At 33.0% G+C, this 16,105-nt stretch carries 17 protein-coding genes; 5 read left to right on the top strand and 12 right to left on the bottom strand.

The features are described from left to right. Positions 1-253 precede the first annotated feature (253 nt). From DCO46_RS08920 to DCO46_RS08870, 11 genes are all read right to left on the bottom strand, one after another. Entirely contained in the window at positions 254-1,366 is a 1,113-nt protein-coding gene (locus tag DCO46_RS08920; RefSeq protein ID WP_116752210.1) for a FecR family protein, read from the bottom strand. 90 nt (positions 1,367-1,456) lie between these two features. After that, positions 1,457-2,065 carry an RNA polymerase sigma factor gene (locus tag DCO46_RS08915; RefSeq protein ID WP_116752209.1) on the bottom strand — a complete coding sequence of 203 codons (609 nt, stop codon included), beginning with the start codon at positions 2,063-2,065 and terminating at the stop codon, positions 1,457-1,459. A 374-nt stretch (positions 2,066-2,439) separates the two neighbouring features. Further along, positions 2,440-2,868, bottom strand: coding sequence for a hypothetical protein (locus tag DCO46_RS08910; RefSeq protein ID WP_116752208.1), 429 nt, complete (start codon positions 2,866-2,868; stop codon positions 2,440-2,442). A 161-nt stretch (positions 2,869-3,029) separates the two neighbouring features. Then, a complete protein-coding gene (sucD, locus tag DCO46_RS08905) occupies positions 3,030-3,902 on the bottom strand; it encodes a succinate--CoA ligase subunit alpha (RefSeq protein WP_089050750.1) in 873 nt (290 codons plus the stop codon). 84 nt (positions 3,903-3,986) lie between these two features. Next, on the bottom strand, positions 3,987-4,349 hold the full coding sequence (locus tag DCO46_RS08900) for a nuclear transport factor 2 family protein (protein ID WP_116752207.1): 363 nt from the start codon (positions 4,347-4,349) through the stop codon (positions 3,987-3,989). A gap of 1 nt (position 4,350) precedes the next feature. Continuing rightward, positions 4,351-5,280, bottom strand: a complete 930-nt coding sequence (locus DCO46_RS08895) for a UDP-3-O-(3-hydroxymyristoyl)glucosamine N-acyltransferase (RefSeq protein WP_116752206.1) — start codon at positions 5,278-5,280, stop codon at positions 4,351-4,353. A gap of 137 nt (positions 5,281-5,417) precedes the next feature. Continuing rightward, entirely contained in the window at positions 5,418-5,984 is a 567-nt protein-coding gene (efp, locus tag DCO46_RS08890) for an elongation factor P (protein WP_026985157.1), read from the bottom strand. A 116-nt stretch (positions 5,985-6,100) separates the two neighbouring features. Further along, on the bottom strand, positions 6,101-6,886 hold the full coding sequence (lpxA, locus tag DCO46_RS08885) for an acyl-ACP--UDP-N-acetylglucosamine O-acyltransferase (RefSeq protein WP_089050747.1): 786 nt from the start codon (positions 6,884-6,886) through the stop codon (positions 6,101-6,103). 75 nt (positions 6,887-6,961) lie between these two features. Beyond that, complete coding sequence (locus DCO46_RS08880) at positions 6,962-8,350, bottom strand: bifunctional UDP-3-O-[3-hydroxymyristoyl] N-acetylglucosamine deacetylase/3-hydroxyacyl-ACP dehydratase (protein ID WP_116752220.1); 1,389 nt, start codon at positions 8,348-8,350, stop codon at positions 6,962-6,964. Then, on the bottom strand, positions 8,343-9,386 hold the full coding sequence (lpxD, locus tag DCO46_RS08875; protein ID WP_116752205.1) for a UDP-3-O-(3-hydroxymyristoyl)glucosamine N-acyltransferase: 1,044 nt from the start codon (positions 9,384-9,386) through the stop codon (positions 8,343-8,345). The genes DCO46_RS08880 and lpxD overlap by 8 nt, the downstream gene beginning before the upstream one ends. 39 nt (positions 9,387-9,425) lie before the next feature. Continuing rightward, positions 9,426-10,655 carry an HD domain-containing protein gene (locus tag DCO46_RS08870; protein ID WP_116752204.1) on the bottom strand — a complete coding sequence of 410 codons (1,230 nt, stop codon included), beginning with the start codon at positions 10,653-10,655 and terminating at the stop codon, positions 9,426-9,428. Positions 10,656-10,880: 225 nt separating this feature from the next. Here DCO46_RS08870 and DCO46_RS08865 point away from each other — a divergent pair, with 225 nt between their 5' ends. The 5 genes from DCO46_RS08865 to DCO46_RS08845 all read left to right on the top strand — a co-directional run bounded on the left by DCO46_RS08865 (position 10,881) and on the right by DCO46_RS08845 (position 15,223). Continuing rightward, positions 10,881-12,434, top strand: coding sequence for a bifunctional response regulator/alkaline phosphatase family protein (locus tag DCO46_RS08865; RefSeq protein WP_116752203.1), 1,554 nt, complete (start codon positions 10,881-10,883; stop codon positions 12,432-12,434). A 109-nt stretch (positions 12,435-12,543) separates the two neighbouring features. Further along, complete coding sequence (tsaE, locus tag DCO46_RS08860) at positions 12,544-12,951, top strand: tRNA (adenosine(37)-N6)-threonylcarbamoyltransferase complex ATPase subunit type 1 TsaE (RefSeq protein WP_116752219.1); 408 nt, start codon at positions 12,544-12,546, stop codon at positions 12,949-12,951. A 102-nt stretch (positions 12,952-13,053) separates the two neighbouring features. Beyond that, positions 13,054-13,527, top strand: coding sequence for a GNAT family N-acetyltransferase (locus DCO46_RS08855; protein ID WP_116752202.1), 474 nt, complete (start codon positions 13,054-13,056; stop codon positions 13,525-13,527). Positions 13,528-13,612: 85 nt separating this feature from the next. Beyond that, positions 13,613-14,812 (top strand): alanine dehydrogenase, encoded by a 1,200-nt coding sequence (locus tag DCO46_RS08850; RefSeq protein WP_116752201.1) that lies wholly within the window; start codon positions 13,613-13,615, stop codon positions 14,810-14,812. 36 nt (positions 14,813-14,848) lie between these two features. After that, on the top strand, positions 14,849-15,223 hold the full coding sequence (locus tag DCO46_RS08845; RefSeq protein WP_116752200.1) for a DUF4258 domain-containing protein: 375 nt from the start codon (positions 14,849-14,851) through the stop codon (positions 15,221-15,223). Between the two features lie 141 nt (positions 15,224-15,364). On the opposite strand, the gene DCO46_RS08840 is transcribed toward DCO46_RS08845, so the two are convergent. Continuing rightward, positions 15,365-16,030: a uracil-DNA glycosylase gene (locus tag DCO46_RS08840; protein ID WP_116752199.1), complete on the bottom strand. Its 666-nt coding sequence runs from the start codon at positions 16,028-16,030 to the stop codon at positions 15,365-15,367. Between the last annotated feature and the right edge of the window lie 75 nt (positions 16,031-16,105).

Raw genomic sequence — 16,105 nt, 5'->3', positions numbered from 1 at the left:
ATTGAATTCCTTTTTACAGAAAGAAATTCAACCTTATTGAGTGTCGGAATGTTACAGCATTTCGGCACTTTTTTTTGCATTCTAAATTCACATAGGCGTTTATTTTAAATTTTTAAATACTTTATTCAGGGGTTTAAATTTTACTGTTTTTAAAGAAATACATTATGTTTTATTTGTTAAATCATGAGATTTTACATCAAAAAAATTCAATTTAAAACAACAGAATCAGACATAATTAATTTCAAAATTGGTATTAATTACATCCTTCCGATGTTATGATAATCTGATTTCCGTTCATCTCAAAATTGGTATTATTACCAATACTTCTACAGACAATTTTTAATTTTTCTGTTAGCGGCTGATCACTAAGAGAAGTTGTAAGATGACAATCTTTTAATTTGTTTTCAGGATAATCAATATCAATCAGGTAAGCCTGCTCTATTGTCTCAAAAATTTGAGAAACAGGGATATCATTAAATTCAAAACTTAATTGCTCAATATTTCCAACACTCTTTACGAGTACTTCATCCTGGGTAATATTTGTAATTTTCTTAAAAACCAAATCGCTGCGCACGAAACGCAACGCCTGGTTAGGAAGCAGGACAACCTCCTGCTCAGAGGATGAAACTAGTTCATTAGATTTTACCTTAACTTTACCGGTGCGAACAAGAACTTCCACATTGGGCTGATCAGAATAAGCCTTAACTCTAAAGCTGGTTCCGACAACTTTTGTGACAATTTCATTTGCATAAACGTAAAAAGGTTTTTTAGGATTTTTACTAATTTCAAAGAAACCTTCGCCGGATAAATAAACCTTTCTTTCGTTTCCGGTAAAGATTTTAGGATAACTTAATTTACTATTGGGTTGCAATAAAACAGAACTTCCATCAGATAAGGTAATAATTTGTGGTTTGTCCGAATTATTTGTTTGTTCAACCAATCCTTCACTATTGGTATCAATAAGTTCATTATAGGTTACAGCTTCGTGGGTAACATTGATTGTATTTCTATAAAACCAAACTGACATTAAACCAAACAGCAATGATGCAGCAACACCATAAAAGAAATATTTTCTAAGAAATCTTAAATTACTGTTTTTGGATAAATCAATTTTATTTTCTTTGTTTTCAATTTTCTGCCAGGTTGTCTGCAACGCATTGTAAATATCAGAAGGTGATAATTTTGAATTTGGCACTTTCATGGCAAGTAAAAACAATCTTGCGTCTTCAACCAATTTTGCACGTTGTTGACTCTCTAATGTCCATTCTTCCCAGTTGTCTTCATCTACTTTAGATAAAATCCACAGCTGAAATGATTCATCAGATAGAAAATCTTCAATTTCGGTATATTTATTACGTTTTTGCATGTATTAAATGAGGTTACAAAAACATAGAGGACAGAACTCTTATTATATACTCACCAAATTGTGATTTTTTTTTATTTTTTTTGAAAAAAATTAAAAAGTGCCTGATGATAATACCGCTATTAAGGAAAAAGCTCCTTTCCATTCCTTACGAAGAGTAAGTAAACCGCGATATAATAAGTTACTTGCCGACTGGTAATTTACATCCAGCATTTCTGCAATTTGCTCTACCGTTAGTCCCTGATGGTATCTCAGATATAGAGCTTCTTTTTGCCTTTCTGGCAAATCATTTAATAATTTATTAAGGTGAGAAACTTTTTCTTTTGTAACGTAATCATCGTCAATAAGATCATGTTCTACCGAAAATTTTAATAAAAAAGCAACAGAATCAGTACTTGCGGCTTTACGAAAAATATGGTCTCTTTCGTTTAAACGCGCAATTCGTTTACGAACACTTGACAGCAGATAGGCTTTTACGACTACTGAACTCTGCAAACTATTTCTATAAACCCAAATATCTGTAAATACATCCTGCACGCAGTCCTGTACTTTCTCTTCAAATGGAGAGAGCGAATTCCCATAACTTACTAAATCACTATAATACCTCTCAAACAAAATAGAAAATGATTTTTCATCACCCTCCTTGAGGCTTACCCAAAGTGCATTATCATCAAAAGTGGTTAGTGAAATTTTAGTTTTCATAATTTGATTGGGATAGTATTATTAAAAATAGCTCCTTTTGTTAATGCAGAGAAAATATTTTTTTAACATTATTATTCTACATTGTGCGATAAATATATAAAAGCAAAAATTTAAAAACAATTTATTTACAAAAAAGAGACAGTTTTCTAACATTGAAAAACTATCTCTTTTTCCTATATTACAGTGAATAACCATAATTTTTAAGGTAAAATAAAATTGTTATTTTTTAAAAATTGTAAGATTTAACCTAAATTCGTTTTTAAGACAATTTTAACATTTTATTGCAGTTTGCACTGAAAATGAAAAAAAAATCTGAAAAATAAAAAAGCCCTACTAATTATAGCAGGGCTTTTTTATTCTTGATCGATTGCTTTTTAGAACGCAACATTCCATCTTGGCAGTTTTGCATTTTCATCCAGAAAATTTTGCAAAACCTGTCCTTCAACAGTAGTCGGAATACCTTTTGAATCAGCATTAAATGTTTCATACCAAACTACTTCTAAAGCTGAAATGTTTTCCAGCTTCATTTGTGCAGGCCATGAATATTTTCTTCCTGTCTTAGCAAATTGATGTCCATTTACGATTTTATCATAAAGACCGCCATTCTTACTTTTCAAAGTTCCATCATTTTGGACAGTCCCTGTTGAACCTACCATGATTAATTCTTTTGCATCACCTTCAACAGCATAAACAACAAATACTCCTGCGCCAGATTCCGGTGCGTTACAAGCCTGTTCTAAGCTGTCCTCTACTGTAAAAGTAAAACTGTTGCTTACTTTAAACTTTTCTAATTCTTTGTACATATTATTTTTTTAAGCTTCTAAGATACTGAGGTTCTAAGACGCTATGTTTTTTTGTTTATACCTCAGTATACTAAAATATAAAAAAGTCTCAAGAAATATTGAGACTTTTTTGAAATTTGATATTTCATTCCGTTCCGAAGTTTCAGGATCGGAAATGAAAATTATCCAAGTATTTCTTTTACTTTTTTACCAATTTCAGCTGGTGAATCAACAACGTGAATTCCGTTGTCTCTCATAATTTGTTTTTTAGCAGCAGCTGTATCATCAGAACCACCAACAATAGCACCTGCGTGACCCATTGTTCTACCAGCAGGAGCAGTTTCTCCAGCGATAAAACCAACAACTGGCTTACGGTTACCATCAGCTTTAACCCATTTAGCAGCATCAGCTTCTAATTGACCTCCAATTTCACCAATCATGATGATAATTTCAGTTTCAGGGTCATTCATTAATAATTCAACAGCTTCTTTAGTTGTAGTTCCAATAATTGGATCTCCACCAATACCAATAGCCGTAGTAATTCCTAAACCTTGTTTTACAACCTGGTCAGCAGCTTCATACGTTAAAGTTCCTGATTTAGAAACGATACCAACTGTTCCTTTTTTGAAAACAAAACCTGGCATAATACCAACTTTAGCTTCACCCGGAGTAATAATTCCAGGGCAGTTTGGTCCGATTAATCTTGAATTTCTTTCTTTAACATAATTATTTGCTTTAATCATATCTGCTACAGGAATTCCTTCTGTAATAGCAATAATTACCTTAATTCCGGCGTCAGCAGCTTCCATAATTGCATCAGCAGCAAAAGCCGGCGGAACAAAAATGATAGATGTATCAGCACCAGCCTGATCTACAGCATCTTTTACTGTATTAAAAACTGGACGATCTAAATGGCTTGTACCACCTTTTCCGGGAGTTACACCACCTACAACATTAGTACCGTACTCAATCATTTGAGAAGCGTGGAAAGTTCCTTCGCTACCTGTAAATCCCTGAACAATTATTTTGGAATCTTTATTAACTAAAACACTCATGATATATATTTTATGTAGTTTTTAAAATTGTGTTGCAAAAGTAAGGTTTTGTAATGTATTTTAACCTTTTTGTCATCAAAAAAATCAAGAAAATTGACTCATCTGATAACCACGATATAATTTATTGTCTTTAATTTGCCAAATGGTAGAAAAATGAGCCAGCAACATTTCTTCTCTCGGGTTTTCTATAGTTTTAACGTAGTGGGAATAACGTATTGATACTAAATCATCTTCAGCTATAATATGGCTAATCCTGACTTTTGAACGGACATACGCACGACTAAGCTCATTAGCCATATCTAACATCGTGTTATAATCCATTTCGATTAGACCTTTGGTGCTATGCCAATCTAACTTTACATCAGGATGTAAATACGTTTTCATGATCTCGCTGTCAATCAGGGCATCCGACTTATAAAATTTTTGAACAAATTCTTTTATCGACATATTACTTCAATTTATTTAAAATTTCAGGAATCTTTTTGATATTGGCTAATTGTTTTAACTTTTCTCTTGATTCTTCGATTGGAGTTCCAAAATAAGATTTTCCTCCTTCAACCGATTTTGTCACTCCTGTTTGTCCCATAATAACAGCCTTCGCTCCTATTGTGATACCACTTGTTGTCCCTACTTGTCCCCAGATAGTTACTTCATCTTCTATAATCACACAACCCGCAATACCGGTCTGTGAAGCAATAAGACATTTTTTACCAATTACTGAATCATGCCCAACATGAACCTGATTGTCTATTTTAGTCCCTTCTCCAATGGTTGTATCTCCTGTAACGCCTTTGTCAATAGTACATAATGCACCAATACCAACGTTATTTTCAATAACAACTCTTCCTCCGGAAATCAGCTGATCAAAACCTTCTGCACGTTTTTTATAATAAAATGCATCAGCTCCCAAAATACTACCGGCATGAATAATCACATTATCGCCAATAACCGTATGGTCATAAATAGATACATTTGAATGAATCAGACAGTTCTTTCCGATTTGTACGTGATTACCAATAAATGAATTAGGCTGAATAACAGTTCCTTCTCCAATAACCGCAGAAGCTGAAACAGCAACATTTGCAAACTGAAAAGGTTTAAAGTGTTTGGTTAAAGTATTAAAATCTCTAAAAGGGTCATCAGAAATTAAAAGAGCTTTACCTTCCGGGCATTCTACTTTCTTATTGATTAAGACAATAGTCGCAGCCGATTGTAAAGCTTTATCATAATATTTTGGATGGTCTACAAAAACTATATCTCCAGGCTCAACAACATGTATTTCGTTCATGCCTAAAACCGGAAAGTTTTGGTCACCTATAAATTCGCACCCGAGCAAATTTGCAATTTCTTGTAAAGAGTGAACTTTTGGAAATTTCATATTTTATAATTAGAAAATTTGTCAATTAGAAAATGTGTCAATTAGAAAATGAGTCAGCCAGAAAAATGAATGTTCAAAATTATGTCTATTCAAAAATTTTCTAATTGACTCATTGACAAATCATCTCAATTAAGAAACTACTCTTTTACACGCTCCATATAAGAACCCGAAGCAGTATCAATTTTAATTTTATCACCTTCGTTGATGAACAACGGAACGTTTACTGATGCTCCGGTTTCTACCGTAGCAGATTTTGTAGCATTTGTAGCTGTATTTCCTTTTACTCCCGGCTCAGCATAAGTTACTTCAAGAATTACAGAAGATGGCATATCTACTGATAAAGGTAAATCAGTTTCAGTATTTACCTGAACCATTACACTTGTTCCTTCTTTTAATAAACCCGGAGCATCTAAGATATTTTTATTCAAAGAAATTTGCTCAAAAGATTCTGTATTCATAAAGTGAAATTCATCACCTTCAGCATACAAAAATTGGTAATTATGCGTTTCAACACGCACATCGTCAATTTTATGTCCGGCAGAAAATGTATTATCTAATACTCTTCCTGTAGTTAAACTTCTTAATTTTGTTCTTACGAATGCAGGACCTTTTCCAGGTTTTACGTGAAGAAATTCAACGATTTTATAAATATCGTGATTGAATTTAATACACAATCCGTTTCTAATATCTGATGTAGACGCCATTTTGTTTTTTATTTTAGATTTTAGAATGTAGATTTTAGATTCTCAACAAGATTAAATTCTACATTATTTTATTTTTATTTTTTTTAATTTACAATTTAGAAATCTAAACTCTAAAATTAATAGTTTCCTGAATAACCTTTCATGATTCCTCTTGATGAATTTCTGATAAAATCTAAAATTTCATCTCTCTCTGGAGTAGCTTCCATTTCAGCCTCAATTATACTCAAAGCTTGTGTTGTATTGTAATTTTTTTGGTATAAAATTCTGTAAATTTCCTGAATTTCCCTTATCTTATCAGTACTAAAACCTCTTCTTCTCAGACCTACAGAGTTTATTCCTACGTAAGATAATGGTTCTTTTGCAGCTTTTGTATATGGAGGAACATCTTTTCTAACCAAAGATCCACCAGAAATCATAGCATGGTCTCCAATATGAATAAATTGATGAATAGCAGCTAAGCCACCAATTACAGCATGGTTACCAACAACCACGTGACCTGCCAGTGCAACCCCGTTTACGATAATAGCATTGTTACCAATTTCACAATCGTGTGCAATGTGTGCATAAGCCATAACCAGACAATTATTTCCCAGAATAGTTTGCCCTGAAGCCACTGTACCCCTGTTGATAGTTACACATTCTCTGATGGTACAATTGTCACCAATAATAGCCAAAGAATCTTCACCTCCAAATTTTAAGTCTTGTGGAACAGCTGAAATTACAGCCCCAGGAAAAATATTACAATTTTTTCCAATACGGGCACCTTCCATGATGGTTACATTTGAACCAATCCAGGTACCATCACCAATAATAACATTATTATGAATCGTTGTAAAAGGTTCAATTACAACATTTTTAGCGATTTTAGCGCCAGGATGAACATATGCTAATGGTTGATTCATCTGTATGTTTTATATTTTTAATTAAAAATAGTCTGATTTGGGCAACAAACGTAAACAATAATTTTGATTAAACTATTATTGTTTTTTTACAATTTGCGCCATTAATTCTGCCTCAGTAACTAATTTTCCATTTGCGTATGCATTTGCCTGCATATGACAAATTCCTCTTCTGATAGGAGAAATCAATTCACATTTGAAAATTAAGGTATCACCAGGCAATACTTTATGCTTAAATTTAACATTATCTATTTTCATAAAATAAGTCAAATAATTTTCCGGGTCCGGAACTGTACTTAGAACTAAAATCCCTCCTGTTTGTGCCATTGCTTCTACAATTAAAACTCCTGGCATCACCGGAGCTTCAGGGAAGTGACCTACGAAGAAATTTTCATTCATTGTTACATTCTTCAAACCAACCACATGACGATCAGACATTTCAATAATTCTGTCAATCAATAAAAATGGTGGCCTGTGAGGAAGCATCGCCATGATCTTATGAATATCCATCAGGGGCTCCTGATTTAAATCATAAACCGGAACATGATTCCTTTGTTCTATTTTAATAATTTTAGCCAGTTTTTTAGCAAATTGAGTATTTACAAAATGCCCTGGTTTATTTGCAATAATTTTTCCCTGAATACGAACCCCAATAAGAGACAAATCTCCAATAACATCAAGTAATTTGTGTCTTGCAGCCTCGTTTGGGTAATGTAAAGTCAAGTTATCTAAAACACCGTTAGGTTTTACGGAGATTTCATCCTTACCAAATGCTTTCTTTAAATTTTCCATTGTAGAAGCAGAAATTTCTTTATCTACATAAACAATTGCATTATTTAAATCTCCACCTTTAATAAGTCCGTTTTCTAATAATGATTCTAATTCATGTAAAAAACTAAAAGTTCTTGAACTTGCGATTTCTGCTTTAAAATCAGAAATACTTTTAAGTGTGGCATTTTGAGTACCTAAAACTTTAGTACCAAAATCTACCATTGTTGTAACCTGATAGTCATCACTTGGCATTACAAGAATTTCACTTCCTGTTGCTTCGTCAGTAAATGAAATAACTTCTTTTACCACATACACATTACGACTAGCATCCTGCTCTTCAATTCCTGCTTTTTCTATCGCTTCAACAAAATATTTTGATGAACCATCCATAATTGGTAGTTCAGAGGCATTCAGTTCAATAATAATATTATCCAAATCGCAACCAACTACTGCAGCTAAAACGTGTTCCGGAGTCTGAATTTTTACTCCTAATTTTTCAAGATTTGTACCTCTCTGCGTATTAACAACATAATTAGCATCAGCTTCAATAATTGGCTGACCTTGCAAATCAACTCTCACAAAAGTGAAACCATTATTAATTGGAGCAGGTTTAAAAGTCATTGTAACTTCTTTTCCAGTATGTAGTCCAACTCCTGTTAGTGAAATTTCATTCTTGATGGTCTTCTGTTTAACCATTATTTCCATTTTTTGGGTTTATTACTTGTTTTTTTAATTCTTCCAGTTCGGTCACAATTTTAGGTAAGTTCTTAAAATGAACATATGATTTGTTAAAATCTGTATACCCAAGTGACGGCGTTCCCTGAAGGATTTCATTATCCTTAATGTTTTTTGCTACTCCCGATTGAGCCTGCAGCCTCACATTGTTTCCTATAGTTAAGTGGCCTGCTATACCAACCTGCCCACCAATCAAACAGTTTTCACCAATTTTTGTAGAACCCGCAACACCTGATTGTGCTGCAATTACAGTATTTTTACCAATTTCTACATTGTGTGCAATCTGTATCTGATTGTCCAATTTAACTCCTTGTCTGATAATCGTAGATCCCAGAGTTGCTCTGTCTATTGTAGTATTGGCACCAATATCTACATTATCCTCTATAATAACATTACCAATTTGTGGTATCTTGCTATATACACCTTCTTCATTTGGCACAAAACCAAAACCATCAGCACCAATTATAGTCCCTGAATGTATAGTGCAAAAATTGCCAATTATAGTTTCAGAGTATATTTTAGCGCCTGCAAAAATATACACATTATCACCAATAACAACATTATCACCAATAAAACTGTTTGGATATATTTTTACATTATCACCCAAAACCACATTTTGTCCAATATAACTAAAGCTTCCCAAATAAAGATTTTCTCCGTATTTAGTTCCTTCCGTCATAAAAGATTGTGGTTCTATCCCGTTTTTATTCAATTTTACCTGATTATAAAACTGCAAAAGTTTAGAAAAAGAAGCATAAGCATCTTCAACTTTTATGAGAGTAGTAGTGATTTCAGATTCTGGTATAAAGCTGTCGTTAACAATAGTTACTGATGCTTTTGTAGTATATATATAGTTGATATATTTAGGATTAGCCAAAAAAGTAAGGGATCCTTCCTCACCTTCTTCGATTTTAGATAAACGGGAAACTTCTGCGTTGGGATTCCCAACAACTTCTCCTTCTAAAATTCCTGCTATTTGTTCTGCTGTAAATTTCATCGCGACAAAAATATAAAAAATAGATTTTAAATGTTAATTTTAGATAAGTTGTTTTGGAAAACAGATGTAATATTTTGTCACCAATTTAGATAACGATTTCAAATTCAACTGATCAGAAGCTTCAACAACATCTTCAATTGTTTTGTCTTTTTTCAAAATCCTTATAGGTTCAGCTTCCTTGCTGTAGGCCTGATTTTTTATTTTTCCTCTAAAAATAAAATAACCTGCATCTACTGCCGATATATGATGTTGTTCTGCAAATTCTTCTTTTAACGATTGTGATTCCTCCATCGGAATTTTTTCTGCACTCAGTTTTATTTTAAGCAAATCCCTGTTAATGATCATTTTACTCAAAGTAGAAAGTATGAAATCATCTTGTTTCTGCCATGCCTTCAGAGCGCTTATGATATCAAAATCATCCAGTTGCGAAAACAAATCCAGCTTATCAGCATCAAAGTTTTCTAATGTGATTTTGTTCTTCATAAAATACTGAAGAGGCTCGCTGCATGGTAAATTCACTCCTTTCAGCGTTAATTCTTTGGCTCTTTTTAATACTTTCATTAAAATTAACTCTGCCACCAAACTTGTTTTATGCAAATAAGCCTGCCAATACATTAATCGTCTGGAAAGCAGGAATTTTTCAACAGAATAAATCCCTTTTTCTTCAATAACCAAAACTCCGTCAACAACATTCATCATCTGAATTAATCGTTCAGAATTTACATTTCCTTCAGCAACACCGGTGTAAAAACTATCACGTTTTAAATAATCCATCCGGTCCATATCCAACTGACTCGAAATCAGTTGCAGCATGAATTTCCTATGGTATTCACCCTTAAAAACCTGAATGGCCAAACTTAATTTACCGTCAAATTCATCATTCAGCCTATTCATAAACAATAATGAAATAGCTTCATGATTGACATCTTCAACTATACTTTTTTCCATGGCATGCGAAAATGGCCCGTGACCAATATCATGCAGCAAAATAGCTATATATAGTGCATTTTCTTCTTCAGAAGAAATCGCAACACCTTTGAAACGAAGGGTTTCAACTGCTTTTTGCATTAAATGCATGCAGCCCAATGCATGATGAAAACGAGTATGATTGGCTCCCGGATATACCAAATAAGACAAACCCATTTGAGAAATACGGCGCAAACGCTGAAAATACGGATGCTGGATTAAATCGTAAATAAGCTCGTCTGGGATGGAAATAAACCCGTAAATGGGATCATTGAATATTTTTAACTTATTAATGTGAGTCACTATTTGGTTATTTTTTAAGTCAACAAATATAAGTAAATAACTATAAAGAGTTTTCTGATTTTTACTTAAAAATATTAAGTTTTAATACTAATCGTTAATTAAAGAAATTTCATTCTAAAATAATTTAAATAAAAAAAACGCATTTCTTTATTCTGAATTTTATACTATTTTTAATACTTTTTAAGTTCTATACCTTGTAAATTGCAATAAAATTAAAATTCGTTTATGGATAAGATAAAAATACTTTGGGTTGATGACGAAATCGACCTTTTGAAACCACATATATTATTTCTTGAAAAGAAAAATTACCATGTTACCACCTCCAATAATGGTTTAGACGCCATTACTTTATTTGAAGAAGATAATTTTGACATTGTTTTCCTTGATGAAAATATGCCCGGAATGAGCGGTCTGGAAACGCTTTCTGAGATGAAAGAAAAAAAATCAGCTATTCCGATGATTATGATCACTAAAAGTGAGGAAGAATACATCATGGAAGAAGCTATAGGCTCTAAAATTGCCGATTATCTGATAAAACCGGTAAATCCCAATCAAATCTTATTGAGTTTAAAGAAAAATCTCGATGATTCAAGGTTAATTACCGAGAAAACTACTCTTGATTATCAGAAAGAATTTAGAAAAATCTCCATGGAATTAGCGATGGTTAATTCGTATGAAGACTGGGTTGAATTGTATAAAAAATTACTTTTCTGGGAATTAAAGCTGGAAGACATTAACGATCAGGCGATGATTGAAATCCTTGAATCACAAAAGGTTGAAGCCAACTCTCAGTTCGGAAAATATATCGAGCGTAATTATGAAGACTGGTTTGCACCCAAAGCAGACAAACCTATTCAGTCGCATGATTTATTTAAAGAATTAGTTGTTCCGGAAATAAAAAAGAAAGACAAACCTATTTTATTTGTGGTAATTGATAATTTGCGTTACGATCAGTGGAAATCTTTTGAAACAGTGATTTCAAATTATTATAAATTAGAAAAAGAAGTTCCTTATTTCTCTATCCTTCCAACAGCTACTCAATATGCCAGAAATGCAATATTTTCAGGTTTAACGCCTTTGGATATGGAAAAAAAGCATCCTGAATACTGGAAAAATGACGTAGAAGATGGAGGGAAAAATCTTTATGAAGCCGAATTTTTGTCCGCACAATTAAAACGTTTAGGACTTAATATTAAGGAAGATTATTTTAAAATTACCAATTATGCAGGCGGTAAAAAATTAGCCGAAAATTTCAAAGCCTTAAAAGGAAATGACCTTGTTACAGTTGTTTACAACTTTGTAGATATGCTTTCGCACGCCAAAACAGAAATGGAAGTGGTAAAGGAATTAGCTTCTGATGACAAGGCCTACCGTTCGCTGACCTTAAGCTGGTTTAAAAACTCTCCTTTGTTAGAAATCATCCAACAGGCACAGCTTTTAGGCTTCAAATTAATCCTGACAACCGACCACGGAACAATAAATGTAAAAAATCCGTCGAAAGTTGTGGGAGATAAAAATACAAGTTTAAATTTGCGTTACAAAACCGGACGTAGTTTGACGTATGAGCAAAAAGATGTGTATGTGGTAAAAGAACCAAAAGTAATTGGTTTGCCCGCTATAAACATGAGCAGTTCGTTTATTTTTGCCAAAAATGATTTCTTTCTGGCCTATGTAAACAACTACAATCATTATGTGAGTTACTACAAAAATACCTACCAGCACGGTGGTATTTCATTAGAAGAAATGATTATTCCGTTTTTGGTTTTTAATCCTAAGTAAAGAAAGCCGCTACGAATTTCACAAATTTGCACTAATTTATTTTTAAAACTAAAAATTAAATTTTAATTCGTGAAAATTCGTGAAATTCGTGGCAAAAATAAAATATACAATGAACATCGTTTTTTCATTAGATCAAATTCAGGAAGTTGCCGGGCAGATTATTGCTTCAAATCCAAAAAAAATCATTCTTTTTAATGGAGAAATGGGAGTTGGAAAAACTACTTTAATCAAGCAATTATGCAAAACTTTAGGAGTTGAAGGCGCGACAAGCAGTCCTACTTTTTCCTTAGTTAATGAGTACTATACTTCTAATAATCAAACCGTTTATCATTTTGACTTTTACCGATTAAACAAAGAAACAGAAGCACTCGATATGGGTGTTGATGATTATTTGTATTCAGGAAACTGGTGCTTTATCGAATGGTCTGAAAAAATTGCCAGTCTAATTCCGGAAGAACATTCTACAATTACTATTGAGCTATTGGAGGATGGAAAAAGAGAACTAAAACTAAATTAAAATCTTTGTGAATCTCTGCGGAAATTTTGAGAATCTTTGTAAAAAATCACACAGAGATAAAATGAGGAATTTATCACAAAGAAAGACAAAAAAACATCCGAAATGAATTCTCAAGACAATGTAGAAATAATCCCTTTTTCATCTGATTTAAAAGAACATATCAAAACTTTAAACAAAGAGTGGCTTCAAAAGTATTTTAAAGTTGAAGAAAAAGATGAACTGACACTTTCTAATCCGCAGGAAGAAATTATTGATAAAGGCGGAATGATTTTTTATGCCAGATATGATAACGAAATTATCGGTACTTTTTCCCTGATAAAAGTGGATGAAGATACATTTGAGTTAGCAAAAATGGCTGTTTCGGATAAAGCGCAAGGCTTGGGAATTGGAAATAAAATGTTAGTTTTCTGCCTGAATCTGGCCGAAAAAAACAATATCAAAAAAATACTTTTATACTCTAACAAAAAACTCTTACCAGCGCTGCATTTATATGAAAAGTTCGGTTTTGTCGAAGTACCATTAGATGCAGGACTTTATGAAAGAGCCGATATAAAAATGGAGAAAATATTATTATGAACTAACCTTGTTTTAAGAGCAGAAAATTAATACTAATTTTAAAACTTTTTGCGTAATTTGCATCTTTAAATTTTGTAATCATCCCATGTCAATAACCTTAACTCCATTTACGAAACAACAATTACTTCCACAGGAAGAAAAACTTGAAGTTGGCCGTTTTAAAAGAGAACTTTTCATAGGAATTCCTAAGGAAACAAGTTACCAGGAACGTCGTATTTGCCTGACTCCCGATGCTGTTAATTCATTGACATATGAAGGACACCGCGTTATGATTGAATCCGGTGCAGGAGAAAGTTCAAGTTATACAGACAAAGAATACAGCGATGCCGGTGCAGAAGTTACAAAAGACACTAAAAAAGTTTTTGGCTGTCCGTTTTTACTAAAAGTAGAGCCTCCAACTTTGGCAGAAATTGAAATGATAAATCCTGAAACGGTTATTATTTCTGCTATTCAGTTAAAAACAAAAAAGAAAGCTTATTTCGAAGCTTTGGCCCAGAAAAAAATCACCGCACTTGCTTTTGAATATATTAAGGACGAAGACGGATCTTATCCGGCTGTAAAATCATTAAGTGAAATTGCGGGAACAGCTTCGATCTTAATAGCTGCCGAATTAATGATTACAGATGAGTTCGGAAAAGGACTTTTATTCGGAAATATCACAGGCGTACCTCCTACTGATGTTGTTATTTTAGGCGCAGGAACAGTGGGCGAATTTGCAGCTAAAACCGCAATTGGTTTAGGTGCAAACGTAAAAGTTTTTGATAATTCAATTACAAAATTACGCCGTTTACAAAATAATTTAAATCAAAGAATTTTCACTTCTACTGTTCAGCAAAAAGCATTATTAAAAGCTTTAAGACGCTGTGATGTTGCTATTGGTGCTATGCGCGGAAAAGAACGCTGTCCTATTATAGTTACTGAAACCATGGTAGAACACATGAAAAAAGGTGCTGTAATTGTAGATGTCAGCATCGATACCGGAGGTTGTTTCGAAACATCAGAAGTAACAACCCACGAAAAACCAACTTTTATAAAAAGCAATGTTTTGCATTATTGTGTACCAAACATTCCTTCCAGATATTCCAAAACTGCCTCATTATCAATCAGTAATATCTTAACTCCTTACCTTCATCAGATCTCAGAAGACGGAGGCTTAGAAAGTGCTATAAGATGTAATAAAGGCTTAAAAAACGGAATTTACTTATACCACGGAATCCTTACCAACAAAGCCATTGGAGAATGGTTTGATTTACCTGATAACGATATTAATTTACTTGTATTTTAAAAGAACTTTAATGTACCTTTGCAAAAATTTTATTTCATGAAGTTCGTACATCGTTTTGCTTATTATTTGATTGGTCTCGTAATGGGATGTTTTGTTGTAGCAGCTATTTTTAGCGGAAAAGACACTCGCTGCAATTATTTTCCAAACGCCAGAGTTCTAAACAACCTTCGAACAAAACCTTTTCAATATTCTGATAAAGCTATCCAGACTTTAAACGAAAAATGGGTTGACACAGCAGATATTAAAAATACATTAACTTACGGAGATGTTGATTTTGACCAAAGCAATGTATCTTTCAAAAAAGGAAAACTTTATATTATTGAAGGAAAAACGATAAAAAATCAGGAAATTATTCTAAAAGTAATTAATTACGAAAACAAAGCCATTCTTGACGAGATTGTAAAAAAATAAAACAAATTAAGTCTTCTGTTTTTGCAGATTTTGCAGATTCAGAAGATTTTTTTTTAATTAAAATATTTTACTTAAAGTCACAAAGACGCAAAGTTTTTCCTTTGCCCCTTGTCGCTCTGAAACTTTGTCACTTTTAAAAAATTACCACTCAATCTCCTTTAATCCCTTTGATTTTAAAAAGTCGTTTGTCTGACTAAAATGCTTATTCCCAAACCAAAATCCGCGGTTCGCACTCAAAGGTGAAGGATGTCCGGATTTTAAAATATGATGTTTTGAACCATCAATCAAAGCTGCTTTTTTCTGGGCAAAACCTCCCCAAAGCAGGAAAACAACATTTTCTTTTTCAGCTGAAATTTGCTTAATTACTGCATCTGTAAATTTTTCCCAGCCTTTTCCCTGATGACTTCCTGCCTCAGATTGCCTAACCGTCAACGTAGCATTCAAAAGAAAAACACCCTGATCTGCCCAGCGTTCCAAATTACCTGTTTTAGGCATTGGCTTGCTCAAATCAGTTTCTATTTCTTTGAAAATATTATGTAATGAAGGAGGAAACGGAATTCCGTCATTCACAGAAAAACACAAACCATTCGCCTGATTTGGTCCGTGGTAAGGATCCTGACCTATAATAACAACTTTTACCTGATCAAAATGACAATGATCAAAAGCAGAAAAAATCTGACTTCCTTTTGGATAACAAACCTTAGTAGTATATTCTGATTTTACAAAAGCAATTAATTCATTAAAATATGGTTTTTCAAATTCTTCATTCAAAACCGGTTTCCACGAATCATGCATTTTAACGTCCATATTTTTTTTAGGCTAAATTCGGAAATTTTCTAATAAAATCATATTCGCCTGACAATAAAATTTAGGTATACCGTT

The sequence above is a fragment of the Flavobacterium sp. HTF genome, from assembly GCF_003105115.1.
Taxonomy (GTDB): domain Bacteria; phylum Bacteroidota; class Bacteroidia; order Flavobacteriales; family Flavobacteriaceae; genus Flavobacterium.
The sequence above is the reverse complement of the archived record's forward strand: the minus strand, read 5'-3'. Positions and strand labels throughout refer to the sequence as shown.